General features: G+C 70.1%; 14 protein-coding genes. 7 read left to right on the top strand and 7 right to left on the bottom strand.

Annotated features, from left to right (window positions below; translation table 11 throughout):
- Positions 1-38 precede the first annotated feature (38 nt).
- Both ACGFR7_RS03760 and ACGFR7_RS03755 read right to left on the bottom strand, forming a co-directional pair.
- Entirely contained in the window at positions 39-767 is a 729-nt protein-coding gene (locus ACGFR7_RS03760) for an alpha/beta fold hydrolase (protein ID WP_393312530.1), read from the bottom strand.
- Positions 768-868: 101 nt separating this feature from the next.
- Positions 869-1,111, bottom strand: a complete 243-nt coding sequence (locus ACGFR7_RS03755; RefSeq protein WP_393312528.1) for a DUF2180 family protein — start codon at positions 1,109-1,111, stop codon at positions 869-871.
- Positions 1,112-1,855: 744 nt separating this feature from the next.
- Between ACGFR7_RS03755 and ACGFR7_RS03750 the strand changes: the two genes are divergently transcribed.
- Entirely contained in the window at positions 1,856-2,506 is a 651-nt protein-coding gene (locus ACGFR7_RS03750) for a CAP domain-containing protein (RefSeq protein WP_393312526.1), read from the top strand.
- Between the two features lie 170 nt (positions 2,507-2,676).
- On the opposite strand, the gene ACGFR7_RS03745 is transcribed toward ACGFR7_RS03750, so the two are convergent.
- Genes ACGFR7_RS03745 through ACGFR7_RS03735 form a run of 3 tightly spaced genes read right to left on the bottom strand, consistent with a single transcriptional unit; the run spans position 2,677 to position 6,284 of the window.
- Positions 2,677-5,016 (bottom strand): FtsX-like permease family protein, encoded by a 2,340-nt coding sequence (locus ACGFR7_RS03745; protein ID WP_393312524.1) that lies wholly within the window; start codon positions 5,014-5,016, stop codon positions 2,677-2,679.
- Between the two features lie 3 nt (positions 5,017-5,019).
- Positions 5,020-5,781, bottom strand: a complete 762-nt coding sequence (locus ACGFR7_RS03740; RefSeq protein WP_393312522.1) for an ABC transporter ATP-binding protein — start codon at positions 5,779-5,781, stop codon at positions 5,020-5,022.
- Positions 5,778-6,284 carry a PadR family transcriptional regulator gene (locus ACGFR7_RS03735; protein WP_393312520.1) on the bottom strand — a complete coding sequence of 169 codons (507 nt, stop codon included), beginning with the start codon at positions 6,282-6,284 and terminating at the stop codon, positions 5,778-5,780. Before ACGFR7_RS03735 ends, ACGFR7_RS03740 begins: the two co-directional genes overlap by 4 nt.
- Before the next feature lie 172 nt (positions 6,285-6,456).
- Between ACGFR7_RS03735 and ACGFR7_RS03730 the strand changes: the two genes are divergently transcribed.
- The 6 genes from ACGFR7_RS03730 to ACGFR7_RS03705 all read left to right on the top strand — a co-directional run bounded on the left by ACGFR7_RS03730 (position 6,457) and on the right by ACGFR7_RS03705 (position 14,199).
- Positions 6,457-7,728 carry an ABC transporter substrate-binding protein gene (locus tag ACGFR7_RS03730; protein ID WP_393312518.1) on the top strand — a complete coding sequence of 424 codons (1,272 nt, stop codon included), beginning with the start codon at positions 6,457-6,459 and terminating at the stop codon, positions 7,726-7,728.
- A 204-nt stretch (positions 7,729-7,932) separates the two neighbouring features.
- The gene (locus ACGFR7_RS03725) at positions 7,933-9,732 is read left to right on the top strand and encodes a glycoside hydrolase family 13 protein (RefSeq protein ID WP_393312516.1); all 1,800 of its coding nucleotides are present in this window, start codon (positions 7,933-7,935) and stop codon (positions 9,730-9,732) included.
- A gap of 85 nt (positions 9,733-9,817) precedes the next feature.
- On the top strand, positions 9,818-11,152 hold the full coding sequence (locus ACGFR7_RS03720; RefSeq protein ID WP_393312514.1) for an ABC transporter substrate-binding protein: 1,335 nt from the start codon (positions 9,818-9,820) through the stop codon (positions 11,150-11,152).
- A 17-nt stretch (positions 11,153-11,169) separates the two neighbouring features.
- Positions 11,170-12,573 carry an ABC transporter permease subunit gene (locus ACGFR7_RS03715; protein WP_393312512.1) on the top strand — a complete coding sequence of 468 codons (1,404 nt, stop codon included), beginning with the start codon at positions 11,170-11,172 and terminating at the stop codon, positions 12,571-12,573.
- On the top strand, positions 12,570-13,454 hold the full coding sequence (locus ACGFR7_RS03710) for a carbohydrate ABC transporter permease (protein ID WP_393312510.1): 885 nt from the start codon (positions 12,570-12,572) through the stop codon (positions 13,452-13,454). Before ACGFR7_RS03715 ends, ACGFR7_RS03710 begins: the two co-directional genes overlap by 4 nt.
- A 202-nt stretch (positions 13,455-13,656) precedes the next feature.
- Positions 13,657-14,199 (top strand): GNAT family N-acetyltransferase, encoded by a 543-nt coding sequence (locus tag ACGFR7_RS03705; RefSeq protein ID WP_393312508.1) that lies wholly within the window; start codon positions 13,657-13,659, stop codon positions 14,197-14,199.
- A 7-nt stretch (positions 14,200-14,206) separates the two neighbouring features.
- Here ACGFR7_RS03705 and ACGFR7_RS03700 read toward each other — a convergent pair whose 3' ends face one another.
- Both ACGFR7_RS03700 and ACGFR7_RS03695 read right to left on the bottom strand, forming a co-directional pair.
- Positions 14,207-14,875, bottom strand: coding sequence for an SGNH/GDSL hydrolase family protein (locus ACGFR7_RS03700; protein ID WP_393312506.1), 669 nt, complete (start codon positions 14,873-14,875; stop codon positions 14,207-14,209).
- Between the two features lie 77 nt (positions 14,876-14,952).
- Complete coding sequence (locus ACGFR7_RS03695; protein WP_393312504.1) at positions 14,953-16,467, bottom strand: FAD-dependent oxidoreductase; 1,515 nt, start codon at positions 16,465-16,467, stop codon at positions 14,953-14,955.
- Between the last annotated feature and the right edge of the window lie 104 nt (positions 16,468-16,571).

The following is a 16,571-nucleotide window of genomic DNA, read 5'->3' as shown; positions in this document are numbered from 1 at the left end:
GGCCCCCGGCAGTCAAAGGCCCGTGCGGTGTGAGGTCGTCACTTCGCTGCTGACCGGCTGTAACGCTCCAGTCGGTCGGCCAGCTCCACCGGACGGGACAGCATCGGGAAGTGCCCGCCGTCCATCTCGTCGGGTGCCACTCCCAGACGTTCGGCCACCACTTCCCGGAGGAACGGTGCCGGGAAGAGGCGGTCCTGACGGCACAACAGGAACCGGGTCGCCACTGCGGGCCAGGCTTCCATCGGCCAGGGCCGCGTGGCCGGGGTCTCGGACTGCCGCCGCCAGCGGACCGCCGCCTCGGCCGCCAGCCGCGGCGGCAGATCCTGGAAGAACGGATCCGCGGCAGACCCCGGCACGGCGGATTCCGGCGTGCCCTCCGCCGCCGGGTCCGCGCCGGCCCGCTGCGCCTCCCGCCCGGCCCGTCTGACCTGTGAGTCCGGGTGGCGCGTTGCCCTCCACCACTCCGCCGGCGCCTCGCCCGGCGACGGCACCATCGCCGCCAGCAGCACCAGCTGATCCACCGGCACCCGCGCGCAGACCAGGGGTGCGGAGAAGCCGGCGAACGAGTGCGCCACCAGCATGAGCCGCCCACGGCCCGCGATCGCGTGGACGACAGCATCCGCATACTCATCCAGGCCCGCCGCATCGTCCTCGCACGGCAGGTCCACGCTCACCACATCACGGCCCCGGCGCCGCAGCTCCTCCGCCAGCAGATGCCAGTGCCACGAGTCGCATGCCGCACCGGGAATCAACACGAAGGTCGTCATCGACGCATCATGCCACCGTCGTCCGGCCGGTGCTCAGGCCTCGCGGCCGGAGGCTCAGGAGTGTGCTCAGGACTGCGTGCTCAGGACTCATGACCCCGCGCTCACGACACCGCGCACAGGCCCCGCTCAGGACTCACGACCCGGTGTTCAGGGCTCAGACCCGCTGGGTCGCCCCTCGGCAGACCGTGCACACAATGCGGCGCGCCGGCTCCGGCAGGGTGCTCTGGCCTACGCCCTGGACGCGGACCACGGGCGTGCTGGTCGCACAGCGCGGCGCCGCAGCTCCGGCAGATCGCCACCGCGGCGGCGTTTCCGTTGCCCCTCGCGCAGTCATAGCAGTTCATGGCACATGTCCGATCTCGTGAGGTAGGCCGACGCAGACCCAACGGCAAGGTACGTCGCGAGGCATGACGGACGCGGGAACCACGTCCCGGGTCGCGGTGGCTCACCTGGCCGCTTCAAGGCGGAGGTGGCTGACGGCGACCTCAGCCCGTCAGCTCGCCGCCTTCGTCCGGTGCGGCCTCACCATGCCGCGAGGGAGCGGAAGCGGAGAAGAACCGGAACGGGTAGCCGATTCCCGTCACGAGCAGGTCCCCGCAACATGCACGATCTTCGGACCCAGGATCTCGGAATGCCCCGGTGGACGCGGGCACGCCCGGCATGGTTCCCACCACGTGGTGCACGGTCTCGTGACATGCGTCATACGGCATTCCGGCACTAACTAAGCTGGATAGTAGCTCTCACCTCGGGGACATAAGGGATTTGTCCGTCTCGGCCGATGAATACCCCGCGCAGGGATAAGTGGCATTCGGTCCGCTCCGCGCTTTCGCCCGCACGGCGAGCACATAAGGGGTTCTGACGGATCGACAGGAATTCCCGGCGATCCAGCAGCCGGACCAGCACGCTCCCGCACTCATGGCAAGCACCTCGCAATACTACGAAGCGAAGTAGTACTCAGAGTTTGTTGCCTTGCCTGCGCGGCGGTGCCAAGAATGACGAGCCGCAAGGCGTCTCCGCAGCTCAGGCGCGGGAATTGCACAGAGCCAGCCGCGCCAGGGACGCTCCGCAATTACCGATTGAGGTCACGCATGACGAAACATCGCAGGACGCGGCGATACCGGCAGATAACCGTCGCCGCCTTGGCCATAGGCGCCGTGGGCGTGCCCTCCGCAGCAATGGCTTGCCTGGGGCAGGAGAAAGAGGCCGGCCGGCACCACGGTCATTGGCAGAATGCGTCCTACGATCATCGGCAGGCGAAGGCGGAATGGGGCTCCGAGCCGGCCGCTGGCACAGCGCAGAAGCCCGCCGCTTCAGCCGGCGCCTCGAAAACCACCAGCGCTTCGAAAACCGCTGCCCCGGCGTCCGGTGATACGGCCCGCGTGGTGGAACTCGTCAACAAGGAGCGCAGCAAGGCCGGGTGTTCCCCGCTGACCGTGAATGCGAAACTGACAAAGGCCGCCCAGGACCACAGTAAGGATATGGCGGACCACAAGAATATGTCGCACACGGGCTCCGATGGCTCCTCGCCGGACGACCGGATCACGCGTGCCGGTTACCACTGGAACGCCTACGGCGAGAACGTGGCCTACGGGTACTCCACGCCTGAGAAGGTCATGGCGGGCTGGATGTCCAGCCCCGGCCACAAGCGGAACATCCTGGACTGCTCCTTCAAGGAGATCGGCGTCGGCGTCGCGCAGCCCGGCGATTACTGGACGCAGGACTTCGGCACGGCCGGCTGACCGCCACCAGAGATCCGGTCGCCCCTCCCCCGGCCTCCTTTCCGCAGCCCCTGCGGAGCCCATGAGCCGCGCATGAGCCGAGCTGAGCCCGTCGCGGAGGATGAGTCCCTGAAGAGCGCACGAAGGTCCCCGGCCGCATTCCGGCCGGGGACCTCGGGGACAGCCCTGGGCTAGAGCAGATCGCTTGCCGAGTCGGCGAGCCGGCGCCGTGCGGCGCGGGCGGCAGGCAGGGCCGAGGCGACAGCGGCGATCGCCACCGCGACGGCAACGACCAGCAGCAGGGTGGCCGGACCGGGTTGCCGGGCGATACCGGTCCCCCAGCCGCTGGTGCGGCCCTGGAGGTCGATGAGCCACTCGGAGGCGAGGAGGCCCGTTGCCGTGCCGGCCAGCGCGGCGGCGAGCGTGACGAAGGCGGTGCCCGAGACGATGACGGCGGTGATCTGGCGGGGAGTGAGGCCGACGGCCTTGAGGGCGAGCAGATCGCGGCTGCGTTCGCGTACGCCCGCACCGACCGTGGTGGCGAGCTCCGCCAGCCCGATCAGGATCAGCACCGCGATCAGACCGATGCTGACGGCACGGACCGCCGACAGCTGATCGGCGGGGTTGGGGATCTCCCGCACTTCGAGACGCCCGGCCGATGCCTTGGTCAGGGCGTCGCGCACCACACCGGGGTCGGCTCCGTGGTGCAGGACCAGGTTGTAGAAGTCCGGACGGGGAGGCTGTGCTGCCGGGGTCGCGGTACCGGCGGTGTCGTCGTCGCGCAGGGTGTCGAGGGTGGTGGAGACGACCCGGCCGCCGTCGGCGGTTTCGATGTTGCGGCCGACGATATGAAGGACGTGCGGGCGGCCGGCGACGGTCATCCGGACCCAGTCGCCGACGCGTGCGTCCAGGAGGTCCAGCAGGCCCTGTCCGGCGATCGCTTCGTCGGGGCCGCGGGCGGCGCGGCCTTCCACGACGGCGAAGGGGTAGGGCTTGGCGTCCGTGCCGAGCCCGCGCAGGGTGATGGTCCCGGTTTGTCCCGGTACGAGGGCCTGAACCTCGGCTCCGGGGTAGGCGGTCATCCGTGGCTGGGAGGCGAGGAGTTGGCCCAGTTCGTGTGCGCCGAGGGTGTCGGAGCGCGCGGTAAGCGCCGCGGGCAGACCGACGTTCTCGGGGTGTGAGGTGAAGCGGTCCAGCGTGGTCCAGGTGCCCAGCGCGATGGTGATGAGCAGCAGCGGGACCGCGAGCCGTGCCACGGCTGCCGAGGAGCGCAGCGGACGGTGGAAGGCGCCCCGCCAGCCGAGGACCAGGGCCGGGGGGATCCGCAGGCCGAGCGCCCGCCGGGTGAGGCCGGATGTGCGGCCGCCGCCGGCCGTCGCGGCACGCGCCACGGGCACCGGCGGTACCCGCCCCGCACGCCAGGCGGCCAGGCAGGTCGCCGAGCCGATGAAGACCACCACTCCGCCGGAGATCACCAGGGTCAGCCAGGCGTGCCCGGGGAGCTGCCGCCACAGGGCCATCGCTTCACCGATCCGGCCGGGGACCAGAGTGCCGAGCGCCTGGGTGAGCAGTGCCCCGAGGGCGACGCCCAGCAGCGCGAAGCCGAGGTGGAGGGCGAGGAACATCCGGACCACCTGGCCGGGTGTGAACCCGATGGCCTTGAGGATCGAGATGTCGCGCAGATGTCCGCGGATCCGGGTGCTGATGGCGCCGCCCACCGCCAGGGCGGCGGCGAGCAGCGCGCCGAGTCCGAAGAGGCCCAGCAGCCGTCCGAGGAGCTGGTTGTCCCCCTCGGCTTCCGTCTTGGCCTGCCGCCAGGTGGAGACATCGGTGATCTGATCGGCGCCGAGCCGGGTGACCGCGCGCTGGACGACGTAGTCGGTGTCCGCGGGGTCGGTGAGCTGGAGGCCTATGGTGCGGCCACGATGGTCACGGCCCGCATCCGAGGCGGCGAGGGTGCCGGGGAGCACCCATGCCACGCCCGGGGACTCCCCCGCGCGGAAGGCGGCCTCGGCGGTGTCCGCGACGCCCACCACGCGCAGCCGCGCCGCGATCCCGCTCAGCACCAGCGAGTCGCCCGGCTTGGCCCACATCGCACGGGCCACCGAGCTGTCCAGCACGATGCCCTTGGTGGCGCCCGCATCGGTACCCGCGTCGAGCCAGCGGCCCGCAACGATCTGCGGGGCGGCGGTGGCGGGGCGCTTCGCCACGCCGCGCAGCTCCAGGGTGGCCTTGGCTCCGCCGGGCTGGAGGCTCGCGGTGGTGCGGACCGTGGGGAAGGGACCGGAGGTGGCTCGTACCTCGTCCAGTCCGGCGAGCGACCCTGCGGCGGTGCCGGCCTGGGTGTGGATCCATACGTGGGCGCCGGAGGACTGGGTGAAGGCCCGTTGCCAGGGGTCGGTCGCGTAGGCGAACAGCGCGGTGGCCAGCAGCAGCGAGATGGTGATCCCGGCGGTGGCCAGCACGATGAGCACCGCGGCCGGCCGGTGTGCCCGCAGATGCGCCTGTGTCCAGCGTGCCGCTGCTCGCACGGGTCAGCCCTTGAGCTTGAGGACGTCGGCCACACCGGCCGCGGGACGGTTCCGGCTGCCGCCGAGGTGCGCGTCGTCGGCCACCTGGCCGTCGTAGAAGCTGATCACCCGGTCCGCGGCGCTGGCCATCCTGGCGTCATGGGTGACCAGCAGGATCGTCTGCCCGCGCCGGTGGAAGCGGGCGAGCAGCCGCAGCACCTCGCGTGTCCCCTTGCTGTCCAGGCTGCCGGCGGGCTCGTCGGCGAGCAGCAGGCTGGGGGTGTTGACCAGGGCGCGGGCCAGCGCGACGCGCTGCTGTTCGCCGCCGGACAGTTCGCCCGGTGTGCAGTTCTCCTTGCCGGTCAGACCCAGTTCATCGAGCAGCTCGGCCCGGTCGGTACGGGCCTGGCGGGGGGATCTGCCGGCGAGCAGTGCGGGCAGTTCGACATTGTCGGCGACGCTGAGATTCGAGACCAGATTGAAGAACTGGAAGACGATGCCGATGTGGTGGCGGCGCAGCTCCGCCCAGCGTGCCTCGCTGTAGGCGTCGACCTGGCGGCCGCCGAGCCAGAGCGCACCGCTGTCGGGCCGGTCGAGGCCGCCGAGGAGGTGCAGCAGAGTGGATTTGCCGGCTCCCGAGGGCCCGGTGACGGCGACGAACTCGCCGCGCTCGATGCACAGATCGACGCCCCGCACCGCGGGGACGGGTGCGGCCCCCTCCGGCCGGTGGGTCTTGACCAGGCCGGCTGCCCGGACTATCGGGCCGGACGGCTCGTCCCGGTTCATTCCAACTCCTCTTGACAGCGCTCCAGCCAGTCGAGATCCGCCTGCAGATGCAGCATCGCACCCTCGATCAGCAGCTGCGCGACCCGGTTGTCCCGGTCCTCGCCCGCCGCGAGTTTCGACAGGTCGCGCATGGTGTTGAGGTAGTGGCGGCGCTGCTTGTTGATCAGGACGATCTGGTCTGCGGTCCCGGTGTGGGGGGCCAGGGCGAGCTTCATGAAGAATTCGTCCCGTACCCGTGGTTCGGCGGTGGATTCCTCGAACCACGCGTCCACCGTTTCGCGTCCCGCTTCGGTGATCCGGTAGATGCGCTTGTTCGGGCGATCCGACTGCTCGACGTCTTCTCCCTCGATCAGGCCCGACTTCTCCAGCCTGCCCAGGGTGACGTAGATCTGGCCGACATTTGGCTGAGGGTATGCCGCGCCCAGAAGGTTCTCAAGGGCCTGTTTGAGTTCGTAGCCGTGTGCGGGGCCGCTGACCAACAGCGCCAGGAGTGGCAGCCGCACGCTCTCGCTCTCCCTCTCCGCCCTAGTTGACGGTCATCTGCACTCATCCGACTGTGAGCCGGGTCGCTGTCGTATCTTCCTGCACCATCTAGTATCCCGCATGGCTAACAGGTATACATGGGGTGGGCTGTCGGTCCCGTACCCCGTCGACGCCTGGTGCGAGGAGGAGCCCATGCGGTGGAAGCGTGCCGCGGGAAGGGCTCTGCTGGTCTGCTCGCTGCTGTTCGCGGGCCATACCGGTGCGCAGGCCGGGGAGTCGGCCGGCGGTTCGGACGGGCGGGGCCCGATCACCCTGGTGACCGGCGGCGACCTCACGGGCTATTTGCGGGGCGTCCTCGACGGCTGGAACACCCGGCACCCGCGGGAGAAGGTGACCCTCGTCGAGCTGCCGGACGCGGCCGACGAGGTGCGGGCGCAGATGGTCACCGAGCTGCGCTCGCGCAGTGACCGCTTCGACGTGCTGAACATCGACGTGGCATGGACCTCGGAGTTCGCGGCCGCGGGCTGGATCAAGCCCGTGAACGCCGATCAGTTTCCGCTGAAGCGCTTCCTTCCTCCCGTCGTGGACACCGCCACCTTCCGGGGGCGGCTCTATGCGGTTCCGTATGTGACGAACGCGGGGCTGCTCTACTACCGCAAGGACGTGCTCGCCCGGGAAGGTGCGCGGCCCCCGCGCACCTGGGCCGAGTTGGAGCATCTGGCGAAGACGGTCGCGCCCAAGTACGGGATGGACGGTTACGCGGGCCAGTTCCTGCCGTACGAGGGGCTGACCGCCAATGTCGGCGAGGCGGTTCAGTCGGCGGGCGGCACGGTGCTCGCGGGCGAGGGCACCCGTGTGACGGTGGACTCCCCCGCGGCCCGCCGGGGCCTGTCCTTCCTCCTCGACGGGGTGCGCGAGGGCTGGATCCCGCAGCGGGCGCTGACGTACAAGGAAGAGGAGTCCCGCAAGGCGTTCCAGGACGGACGGCTGCTGTTCCTGCGGAACTGGCCGTATGCGTACGCGCTGGCCAACGCCCGGTCGTCGAAGGTGGCGGGGAAGTTCGGCGCGGTGCCGCTGCCGGGCCCCGACGGGCCGGGTTCCAGCGCGCTGGGCGGCTCCAATCTTGCGGTCAACGCACAGTCCCGGCATCAGAAGACGGCCACCGAGCTGATCTCCTACCTGACGTCCGAGTCGGTCCAGCGCCGGGTGCTCACCAAGGGCGCACTGCCACCGGTGTGGGCCGATCTGTACGGGGATCCGGAGCTGGTGCGTCGCTTCCCGTACCTTCCGACGCTCAAGCGGGGCGTCCTGGCGGCCAAGCCGCGTCTCAAGAGCCCGCACTACGACCAGGTGAGCCTGGCCGTGCAGGGGGTCATGCACGATGCGCTGATCCATCGCCGGGGCACGGACGCCACCGTCGCGCGGCTGACGCGGGAGCTGCGGGCCATCGTCGGCCGCGGCTGACCCCGCGAAGTTCTCCGCACTCCCTCCCTCACCTCTACTTACATGTTAAGTACAGGAGAGCTGCGCAAACTCCCATAAATTCGGGCATCTCACAGCGAGTTTTGACCTTTTCGTTGACACTCAAAAGACATCCCTACTTAACATGCATGCATAACAGCGATTGCAGCCGCACGGCATGCCCATGCAAGAACGGGATCACGGCAGATGCTCATAGCCACGGCAGGGAACGGCTCCTCGGCCGACTCCGCGCCCTCTCCCTCCCTCCCCGGTCCGGCCTCCCCCGCGTCCTCCGCGGCCGCCGCCGGAACCCCGTCCCAGGACCCTGCACAGCGCTGGTGGCGCGATGCGGTCATCTACCAGGTCTACGTCCGCAGCTTCCTCGACAGCACCGGCGACGGCATCGGCGATCTGGCCGGCGTCCGCACAGGGCTGGCCTACCTCAAGAAGCTCGGGGTGGACGGCATCTGGCTCAGCCCCTTCTACCCCTCCCCGCAGCACGACCACGGGTATGACGTCGCGGACTACCGCGAGGTGGACCCCGTATACGGCGACCTCACCGAATTCGACCGCCTGGTGGCCGACGCCCACCGCCTGGGCCTGAAGGTGCTCCTGGACATCGTCCCCAACCACTGCTCCAGCGAGCACCCGTGGTTCCGGGCCGCCCTCAGGGACGGTCCCCAAAGCCCGGCACGGTCGCTGTTCCACTTCGCCGACGGGCGCGGAGAGGCCGGCGAGCTGCCGCCCAACAACTGGCGGGCGATGTTCGGCGGTCCCGCCTGGTCCCGGGTCAAGGAGACGGACGGGAGCGAGGGCCAGTGGTACCTCCACATGTTCACGCCCGAGCAGCCCGACCTGAACTGGCGCAACGCCGCCGTGGCCGCCGACTTCGACCAGGTGCTGCGCTTCTGGCTGGACCGCGGTGTCGACGGCTTCCGGATCGACGTGGCCGCCGGGCTGTTCAAGCACCCCGAACTCCCCGACTCCCCCGACCCCTCGGCCGACGAGCGGACCCGCGACTCGGTCAACCCCCTGGCCTGGAACCAGCCCGAGGTGCACCAGGTGTGGCGCGACTGGCGCGCGGTGTGCGAGGAGTACACGGCCCGCGACGGCCACGACCGGCTGCTGGTCGGCGAGGTCTCCGTACGGACACCGAGCGAGCAGGCGGCATACGTCCGGCCCGACGAGCTGCACCAGGCGTTCTTCTTCCACCTGCTGACCGCGCGCTGGGACGTCGGCATCTTCCGCCGGGTCATCTCCGAGGCGCTGACCGACATCGCGGACACCGGATCCACCGTCACCTGGGTGCTCAACAACCATGACCAGGTCCGGACCGTCACCCGGTACGCGGCCGAACCGGGCGGCCGGGCCGGTGAGGCCGCCCTGGCGGAGCCCCCAGCGGCAGCCGCGGCAGGTTCCGGGGAGGGGCTGGGTCCTGCACGCGCCCGCGCCGGCGCCCTGCTGATGCTGGCCCTCCCCGGCGCCGCGTACATCTACCAGGGCGAGGAGCTGGGCCTGCCGGAGGTCGTCGACCTGCCCGACGAGGTCCTCACCGACCCGATCTTCCACCGCACGGGCAGCCGGGAGCACATCCGCGACGGCTGCCGGGTGCCGCTGCCCTGGTCCGGGCACGCCTCCCCGTTCGGATTCACCTCCGGTACCGACGCGGCGCGGCCCTGGCTGCCGCAGCCCGAGTGGTTCGCCGACCACGCCACGGACCGGGCGCTCGCCGACACCCGGTCGTTCTGGCACCTGTACCGCGAGGGGCTGCAACTGCGCCGCAGCCTTCCGCAGCTCGGCGAAGGCACCCTGCGCTGGCTGGAGTCCCCGCCGCAGGTGCTGGCGTTCGTCCGTGGTGATGGTCTGGTCTGCGCCGTCAACTTCGGCACCGACCCGGTGCCGGCTCCCGTACCCGGTGTCCCGCTGCTGGCGAGCGGTGACTGCCCGGCGGGCACGCTCCCGGGCTCCACCGCCGCCTGGTGGATGCACGCGCCGGCGCCCCGTTAGCGTCCGCGCCCCGTTCCCCCCACACCCTCTCCCCTTCCCGTCACCCCCTCCCCACCTCCCCGTCAGTCCTCCGAAGGGAACCACGATGAGACGACCCGCAGTACGACACACCCGAGCCGCCGTGTCCGGCGCCGCCGTGCTCGGTCTGGCGCTCGGCGCCACCGCATGCGGTGGCAATGTGGCGGCCGGAGGCAAGAAGCAGGAACTCACCGGCCAGACCGTGACCGTGGCAGGCGTCTGGACCGGCGTGGAACAGCAGAACTTCAAGAAGGTCCTGGACGCCTTCTCCGAGAAGACCGGCGCGAAGGTCACCTTCGCCTCCACCGGCGACAACGTCTCGACGGTCATCGGCAGCCAGGTCGAAGGCGGCAACGCTCCCGATGTGGTGATGGTCCCCCAGGTCGGCGTGCTCCAGCAGTTCGCCAAGAAGGGCTGGCTGACTCCCCTGTCGGCGGAGGTCGGCGCCGAGGCCAAGAAAAACTTCGCGCAGGTGTGGAAGGACTACGGCACGGTCGACAAGACCTACTACGGCCTGTACTTCAAGGCCTCGCACAAGTCGACGGTCTGGTACAGCCCGGAAGCGTTCGGCCAGGCCGGGGTCACGCCCGCGAAGACCTACCAGGAGCTGCTGAAGTCGGGCCGTACGCTGTCCGACTCGGGCGTGCCGGCCTTCTCCGTCGCGGGCGAGGCGGGCTGGCCGCTGACCGACTGGTTCGAGAACATCTACCTCTCCCAGGCCGGTCAGGAGAAGTACGACAAGCTCGCCACCCACAAGATCCCGTGGACGGACCCCAGCGTGGTCAAGGCGCTCACCGCGCTCGGCAAGCTGTTCAGTGACAAGAACCTGGTGGCGGGCGGCGGTTCGGGCGCGCTGCGCACCGATTTCCCCGAGTCCGTCCAGCAGGTCTTCGGCCCGGAGCCGAAGGCGGCCATGGTCTACGAGGGTGACTTCGTCAGTGCGCTGGTCACCGATGAGCTCCACAAGGAAGTCGGCAAGGACGCCAAGTTCTTCCCCTTCCCCGCGGTCGATGGCGGCAAGGCCCCGGTGGTCAGTGGCGGCGACGCCGCGGTGGTGCTCAAGGCAGGGAAGAACAAGAAGGCCGCGATGGAGCTGGTGAAGTACCTGGCCACTCCCGAGGCCTCGAGTGTCTGGGCCAAGGCGGGTGGCTACATCTCGCCCAACAAGAAGGTGCCCGCGGACGCTTACCACGACGAGGTCACCCGCAAGGCCGCCGCGTCCCTCACCGACGCCGGGAACTCCGTGCGCTTCGACATGTCCGACCAGGCCCCCGCTGCCTTCGGCGGCACCCAGGGCGCCGGCGAATGGAAGCTGCTCCAGGACTTCCTGCGCGACCCCTCGGACCCCGAAGGCACGGCCCACAAGCTCGAGGCCGCCGCGGCCAAGGCGTACGGAAAGTAAGGACCAGGGCCCGATCCATGCCTGTCACCACTCCCGCGGCGGCGCCCGCCACCTCGCGCGCCGCCGCGCCCATCCCTCCGGGCGGCACCCCCGGCAGCACCACCGACCCCGTGCGGCGCGCCGTCCGGCGCCGCCGCCGGATCGCCGCGCTGTTCCTGCTTCCCGCACTGTTGCTGCTGGGTGCGCTGGTCGCGTACCCCATCGTGTTCTCGGTCGTCCGCAGCCTGTACGACGCCTCCGGCAACACCTTCGTCGGCGCCGGCAACTACACCGCGATGTTCCAGGACCCCGCCACCCTCCGAGCCATCCGCAACAGTGCGATCTGGGTCGTCTTCGCCCCCGCGCTGCTGACCGGACTCGGTCTGGTCCTCGCCGTGCTGACCGAGAAGATCCGCTGGAAGACGGCGTTCAAACTGCTGATGTTCATGCCCATGGCGATCTCTTTCCTCGCCGCGGGCATCATCTTCCGCCTCGCCTACGAGCAGGATCCGCAGCGCGGGGTGCTCAACGCGATCACGGTAGGCATCCACGACAAGGTTCAGGGGGAGTCCGTCTCGTTCCCCACCGCCAAGGCCCGCCTCGGCGACAAGCGGCTGGCCAAGGGCCATGACGGTTCCTACCGCACGGCGCACCGCACCGACCCGGGGAACACCGTCAACCTCGGTCTGGTCGGCGTCGCGCCCAAGGACATGCCCGCGCAGGCGCGGCCGGCCGCCGAGGCCGCCAAGTCCCCGGCCGGCAAGGGGGAGCTGCGGGGCGTGGTCTACCTCGACTTCACCCCCGGCGGTGGTGGCACACCCGGCACGGTGGACCCCCGCGAACGCGGTCTGCCGAAGCTCACCGTCGAGGCCGTCGACTCGCACGGCAAGGTCGTGGCGACGGCCACCACCGCGGCGGACGGCTCCTACCGGCTTCCCCGCCTGGCTCCGGGGTCGTACGCCGTCCAGCTCCCCGCGAAGGACTTCGCCCCGCCGTACGAGGGCATCTCCTGGCTCGGCCCGGCCCTCATCACGCCCGCCATCATCGGCGCCTATATGTGGATCTGGACCGGTTTCGCGCTCGTCCTGATCGGCGCGGGACTCTCCTCGATGCCGCGTGACGTCCTGGAAGCGGCCCGGATGGACGGCGCGAACGAGTGGCAGGTCTTCCGCAGGATCACGGTGCCGCTGCTCGGCCCCGTACTGGGCGTGGTGTTCGTGACGATGGTGATCAATGTGATGAAGGTCTTCGACCTCGTCTACATCATCGCCCCCGGTCCCGTACAGCAGGACGCCAATGTCCTGGCCCTGCAGATGTGGCTGGTCTCCTTCGGCGGCGGCAACAACCAGGGCCTCGGCAGCGCCCTCGGTGTCCTGTTGCTGCTCCTGGTGGTCCCGGCCATGTTCCTCAACATCCGACGTTTCCGCAGGAGCCAGTCATGACCACCGTCCCCTCAGCCGCAGCGTCCCGCCGGCGGGCGAGGGCGCAGGCGCCGGTGAAGCGTCTCAGCCGCGGCGCGATCCAGCTGTTCCTGCTCCTCATCGGCCTGGTCTGGCTCACCCCTGCCGCGGGACTCTTCCTCTCCTCCCTGCGTACGGAGGAAAAGAACGCGAGCAGCGGCTGGTGGACCGCGCTCACCGCGCCCGGCCAGCTGTCGCTGGACAACTACACGGCGCTGCTGAAGGACTCGGGCATCGTCCAGGCGTTCTGGAACACCGTGCTGATCTCGGTGCCCACCACCCTCGCCGTGGTCGTGATCGCCGCGCTGGCCGGATACGCCTTCGCCTGGCTGCAGTTCCCCGGCCGGGACTGGATATTCCTGGTGGTGGTCGCCATGCTGGTGGTGCCGGTCCAGATCGGACTGCTGCCGGTGGCCAAGCTGTTCGGCGCGCTCGGTCTGTTCGGCTCCATCCCGGGTGTGGTCCTCTTCCACACCGCCTACGGCCTGCCGTTCGCCATCTTCCTGCTGCGCAACTATTTCGCGGAGATCCCCAAGGAGATGCTGGAGGCCGCCCGTATGGACGGCGGCGGGGAGTGGCGCATCTTCTCCCAGCTGATCCTGCCGCTGGGCCGCCCCGCCATCGCCAGCCTGGCCATCTTCCAGTTCCTGTGGGTCTGGAACGACATGCTGGTCGCGCTGCTCTTCGCCGACAACGCCTCACAGCCGCTGACGGTGGCCCTCCAGTCGCAGATGCGACAGTTCGGCAGCAACATCGGGGTGCTCGCCCCCGGCGCCTTCCTGTCGCTGATCGTGCCGCTGATCGTGTTCTTCGCCTTCCAACGGCACTTCGTGCAGGGGATCATGGCGGGGTCGGTCAAGTAGTACGCCGCCGGCGGTGCGCGGGCCGGGAGAACCGGACCGGCCGTCTGCGGCAGGGCGTTGCGGCGCGGGCGGGTCGGGCCTGTCCACGCCGCAACGGCACCCCGCTTTTCGCTCGCCTGATGCGGTCGTCCCTCTGCGCTCATCCCTGGCCGGTCGCCCTTATTCGGTCGCCTCCCCCGCCCGAGCGGGCTAGGTTGGCGCGGTGTCCGAACTACGCACCGAGCGCCTGCTGCTGCGCGCCTGGCGGCCCTCCGACCTGGCGCCCTGGGCGGCGATGAATGCCGATCCCGAGGTCCGTCGGTACTTCCCGGAAGTGCTGACGCAGGAGCAGAGCGAGGCCTCCATCGCCCGCTTCCAGGCCGCCCTCGACGAACGCGGCTGGGGGTGGTGGGCCCTTGAGGTGCGCGCCACCGGCGAGTTCATCGGCTTCACCGGGCTCGACCCGGTGGACGAGGACATGTCCTTCACCGGGGTGGAGACCGGATGGCGTCTGGCCCGGTCGGCCTGGGGCCACGGTTACGCCACCGAGGCCGCCCGGGCCGCCCTGTCCTTCGGCTTCACCACCCTCGGTCTGCCGGAGATCGTCGCGGTGACGACCGCCACCAACCTCCGCTCCCAGGCCGTGATGCGCCGCATCGGCATGACCCACGACCCCGCCTTCGACTTCGACGATCCCGGCGTCCCCGACGGCCCGCTGCGCCGCAACGTGGTGTATCGCGTCTCCGCCGGGATGGCCGTGACCTGACGCCCGGTCACCCGACCAGGCGCAGCCAGGCCGCCGCGAGGGCGGCATGACCGGCCGGCGTCGGGTGCACGCCGTCCTCGGCCCAGTGTTCCGGTCCGGTCGTCGCGGCGAGTTCGGCGAACATGTGGTCGGCGGGCAGCAGATGGGCACCGTAGGTGTCGGCGAGTTCCCGTACGGCCTGGATCTTCGGGTCCAGGTCGGCGCGCCACTCCTTTCGCTCTTCCACTCCGATGCGTGCGGTACCTGCACCGGCCTCGACGACGCCGTGGATCGGCAGGAGGAACGGCTCGATGAGGATCAGCTCCGTGCCCGCCTCGGCGAGGGGCGCGAGCAGGCGGTCGTAACCCGCGGTGAACTCCTCCACGGGGATCACATACCCCTCCGGGTCCAGCGTGTGCCAGCCCATGTCGTTGACCCCGACGAGGATCGACACCACGTCCGGGCGCGCGTCGAGTACGTCCCTCTGCCAGCGGGCTTCGAGGTCCCGCACCTTGTGGCCGGCGATCCCGGAGTTCAGCCAGGTCACGGGCCGGTCCGGATGTCTGAAGCCCCACTCGCCCGCCACGCGCAGCGGGTAGCCGAACCCGAGTCCGTCTTCGCTCTCCAGTCGTTGGCAGTCGGTGATCGAATCACCGGTGAACATCACGGTGCTTCCCGGTCGGACAGTGATCGTCATATGCGCTCCTCGAACTCGGGGAGAAGAGAGACAGGGGAGGGGAACGGGCGGCCGCTCAGGAGAACGGCATGGCCGCGTCAGCTTTCCGGGCCGCCGAACCACTGTCCGGCGGCCTCCTCGAACGCTTCGCGATCGGGGGTGCGCTCACCTGCCCAGGCGACCACGCCGTCGGGACGGACGAGCACGGCACCCAGTCCCAGGTCGTCTTCCGCCGGACCGGCTGCATACCGTATCCGGCTCTCCCGGCCCTCCGCCGCACCGCGCAGGCTCCGGGCGGTGCTGAAATCGAGCGCCACGCCCCGTCCGTCCCGCATCAGGTCGCTGAGGCGAGTGCCGTCTTCCAGGTGGAGGTCCGGGGCGCTGCGGCCGACCAGTGGATGCTCGCTGCCGAGGTCGTAACGGATCGATACTCCCGACAGCCTTTCGGACACGTAGGTCGCTCCGTCACCGGTCCCGATCAGGTCGCGCACCACTCCTTGGATCGCCTGGCAGTGCGGGTCCGGCCGCATGACCGCCACCTGGGCGCGCGACCAGTCGAGCACCTTCGCGCCGACCGGATGGCGCTCACGGGTGTAGGTGTCGAGCAGCCCGTCCGGTGCGTGTCCGTGCACGGTCGCCGCGAGCTTCCACCCCAGGTTCATGGCGTCGCCGAGGCCGGTGTTGAGTCCCTGCCCGCCAAGGGGCGAGTGGATATGCGCGGCGTCGCCCGCGAGCAGGACGCGTCCCCGCCGGTAGGTCGTCGTCTGCATCGCCCGGTCGGTGAAGCTGGAGGCGAGATGCACCTCGGTCAGCGTCACGTCGGTGCCGGACACCCGGCGCAGAACCGACTGGAGATGGTCGCGGGTCAGCGGCTGCGAGCGGTCGAACGCGCCGCCGTCGAAGTCCGCCATGGCGATGTGCCCGGCCGCGAAATGGAGGTACATGCCGGTCGGCGTCAGGTTGGTCCCGAAGTGCAGCTTCTCGGCGCCGGCGACGGTGACTTGCATGGTGTAGCCGGTGAACTGCGGCTCGGTACCGACGAATGAGAAGCCCGCGAGTCCGCGCACCGTACTGCGTCCGCCATCGCAGCCGACGACCCAGCGCGCCGCGTACTCGTGCTCGCCGGCGTGCGCGATCGCGCTCTTCTCGTTCTGGGTGAGGGCGGAGACCGTGACGCCGTGCCTGATCTCGACGCCGAGCCGTATTGCCTGCTCGGACAGCGTCGTCTCGACCGCTTCGAGGTACGTACGCATGCCGTCCATCGCCGCGCCGGGAAGCCGGTACGGCAGGGCTGCGGCGTCGATCCGGCCCGGATCGAGCCTCATGCCGGCGAAATGGCCGCCACGAAGGGATGTCGGCTCGTGCGCTTCGGCGTCAGCGCCGGGAGTGTCGTGCACACCCGATGCCGTCCGCAATTCGTGCAGCATCCCGCGGCGGCGGAACGCCTCGATCGAAGCGGCGGACAGGCCCCGGATCCCGAGCAGCTTTCCCTTGAGCGGGGAGCCGGACTCCGGCTCCCGCTCCAGTACCAGGACGGAACAGCCCGCGAGGCCGAGCTCGCAGGCAAGGAACAGACCGACCGGACCGGCACCCACGATCACTACGTCATGCACAGGAGATCCCCTTACCCGACCAACAGCCGGGTGGATACCCGGCAGGACCTCTCGAACGGTGCCGGATCCCGCCGACATCGGACCGACAGTTCCCGACGGTTCCC

Origin of the sequence: Streptomyces sp. NPDC048516, assembly GCF_043199875.1 — a bacterium.
GTDB lineage: Bacteria > Actinomycetota > Actinomycetes > Streptomycetales > Streptomycetaceae > Streptomyces.
Note: the sequence above shows the minus strand (reverse complement) of the source record. Positions and strands in the feature narration are given on the sequence as shown.

Excerpts from the sequence above, each read along its gene's own strand:
- ACGFR7_RS03740 (WP_393312522.1), bottom strand. The coding sequence starts at position 5,781 with ATGAACCGGGACGAGCCGTCCGGCCCGATAGTCCGGGCAGCCGGCCTG.
- ACGFR7_RS03730 (WP_393312518.1), top strand. The coding sequence starts at position 6,457 with ATGCGGTGGAAGCGTGCCGCGGGAAGGGCTCTGCTGGTCTGCTCGCTG.
- ACGFR7_RS03710 (WP_393312510.1), top strand. The coding sequence starts at position 12,570 with ATGACCACCGTCCCCTCAGCCGCAGCGTCCCGCCGGCGGGCGAGGGCG.
- ACGFR7_RS03750 (WP_393312526.1), top strand. The coding sequence starts at position 1,856 with ATGACGAAACATCGCAGGACGCGGCGATACCGGCAGATAACCGTCGCC.
- ACGFR7_RS03700 (WP_393312506.1), bottom strand. The coding sequence starts at position 14,875 with ATGACGATCACTGTCCGACCGGGAAGCACCGTGATGTTCACCGGTGAT.
- ACGFR7_RS03755 (WP_393312528.1), bottom strand. The coding sequence starts at position 1,111 with ATGAACTGCTATGACTGCGCGAGGGGCAACGGAAACGCCGCCGCGGTG.
- ACGFR7_RS03715 (WP_393312512.1), top strand. The coding sequence starts at position 11,170 with ATGCCTGTCACCACTCCCGCGGCGGCGCCCGCCACCTCGCGCGCCGCC.
- ACGFR7_RS03725 (WP_393312516.1), top strand. The coding sequence starts at position 7,933 with ATGCTCATAGCCACGGCAGGGAACGGCTCCTCGGCCGACTCCGCGCCC.
- ACGFR7_RS03760 (WP_393312530.1), bottom strand. The coding sequence starts at position 767 with ATGACGACCTTCGTGTTGATTCCCGGTGCGGCATGCGACTCGTGGCAC.
- ACGFR7_RS03720 (WP_393312514.1), top strand. The coding sequence starts at position 9,818 with ATGAGACGACCCGCAGTACGACACACCCGAGCCGCCGTGTCCGGCGCC.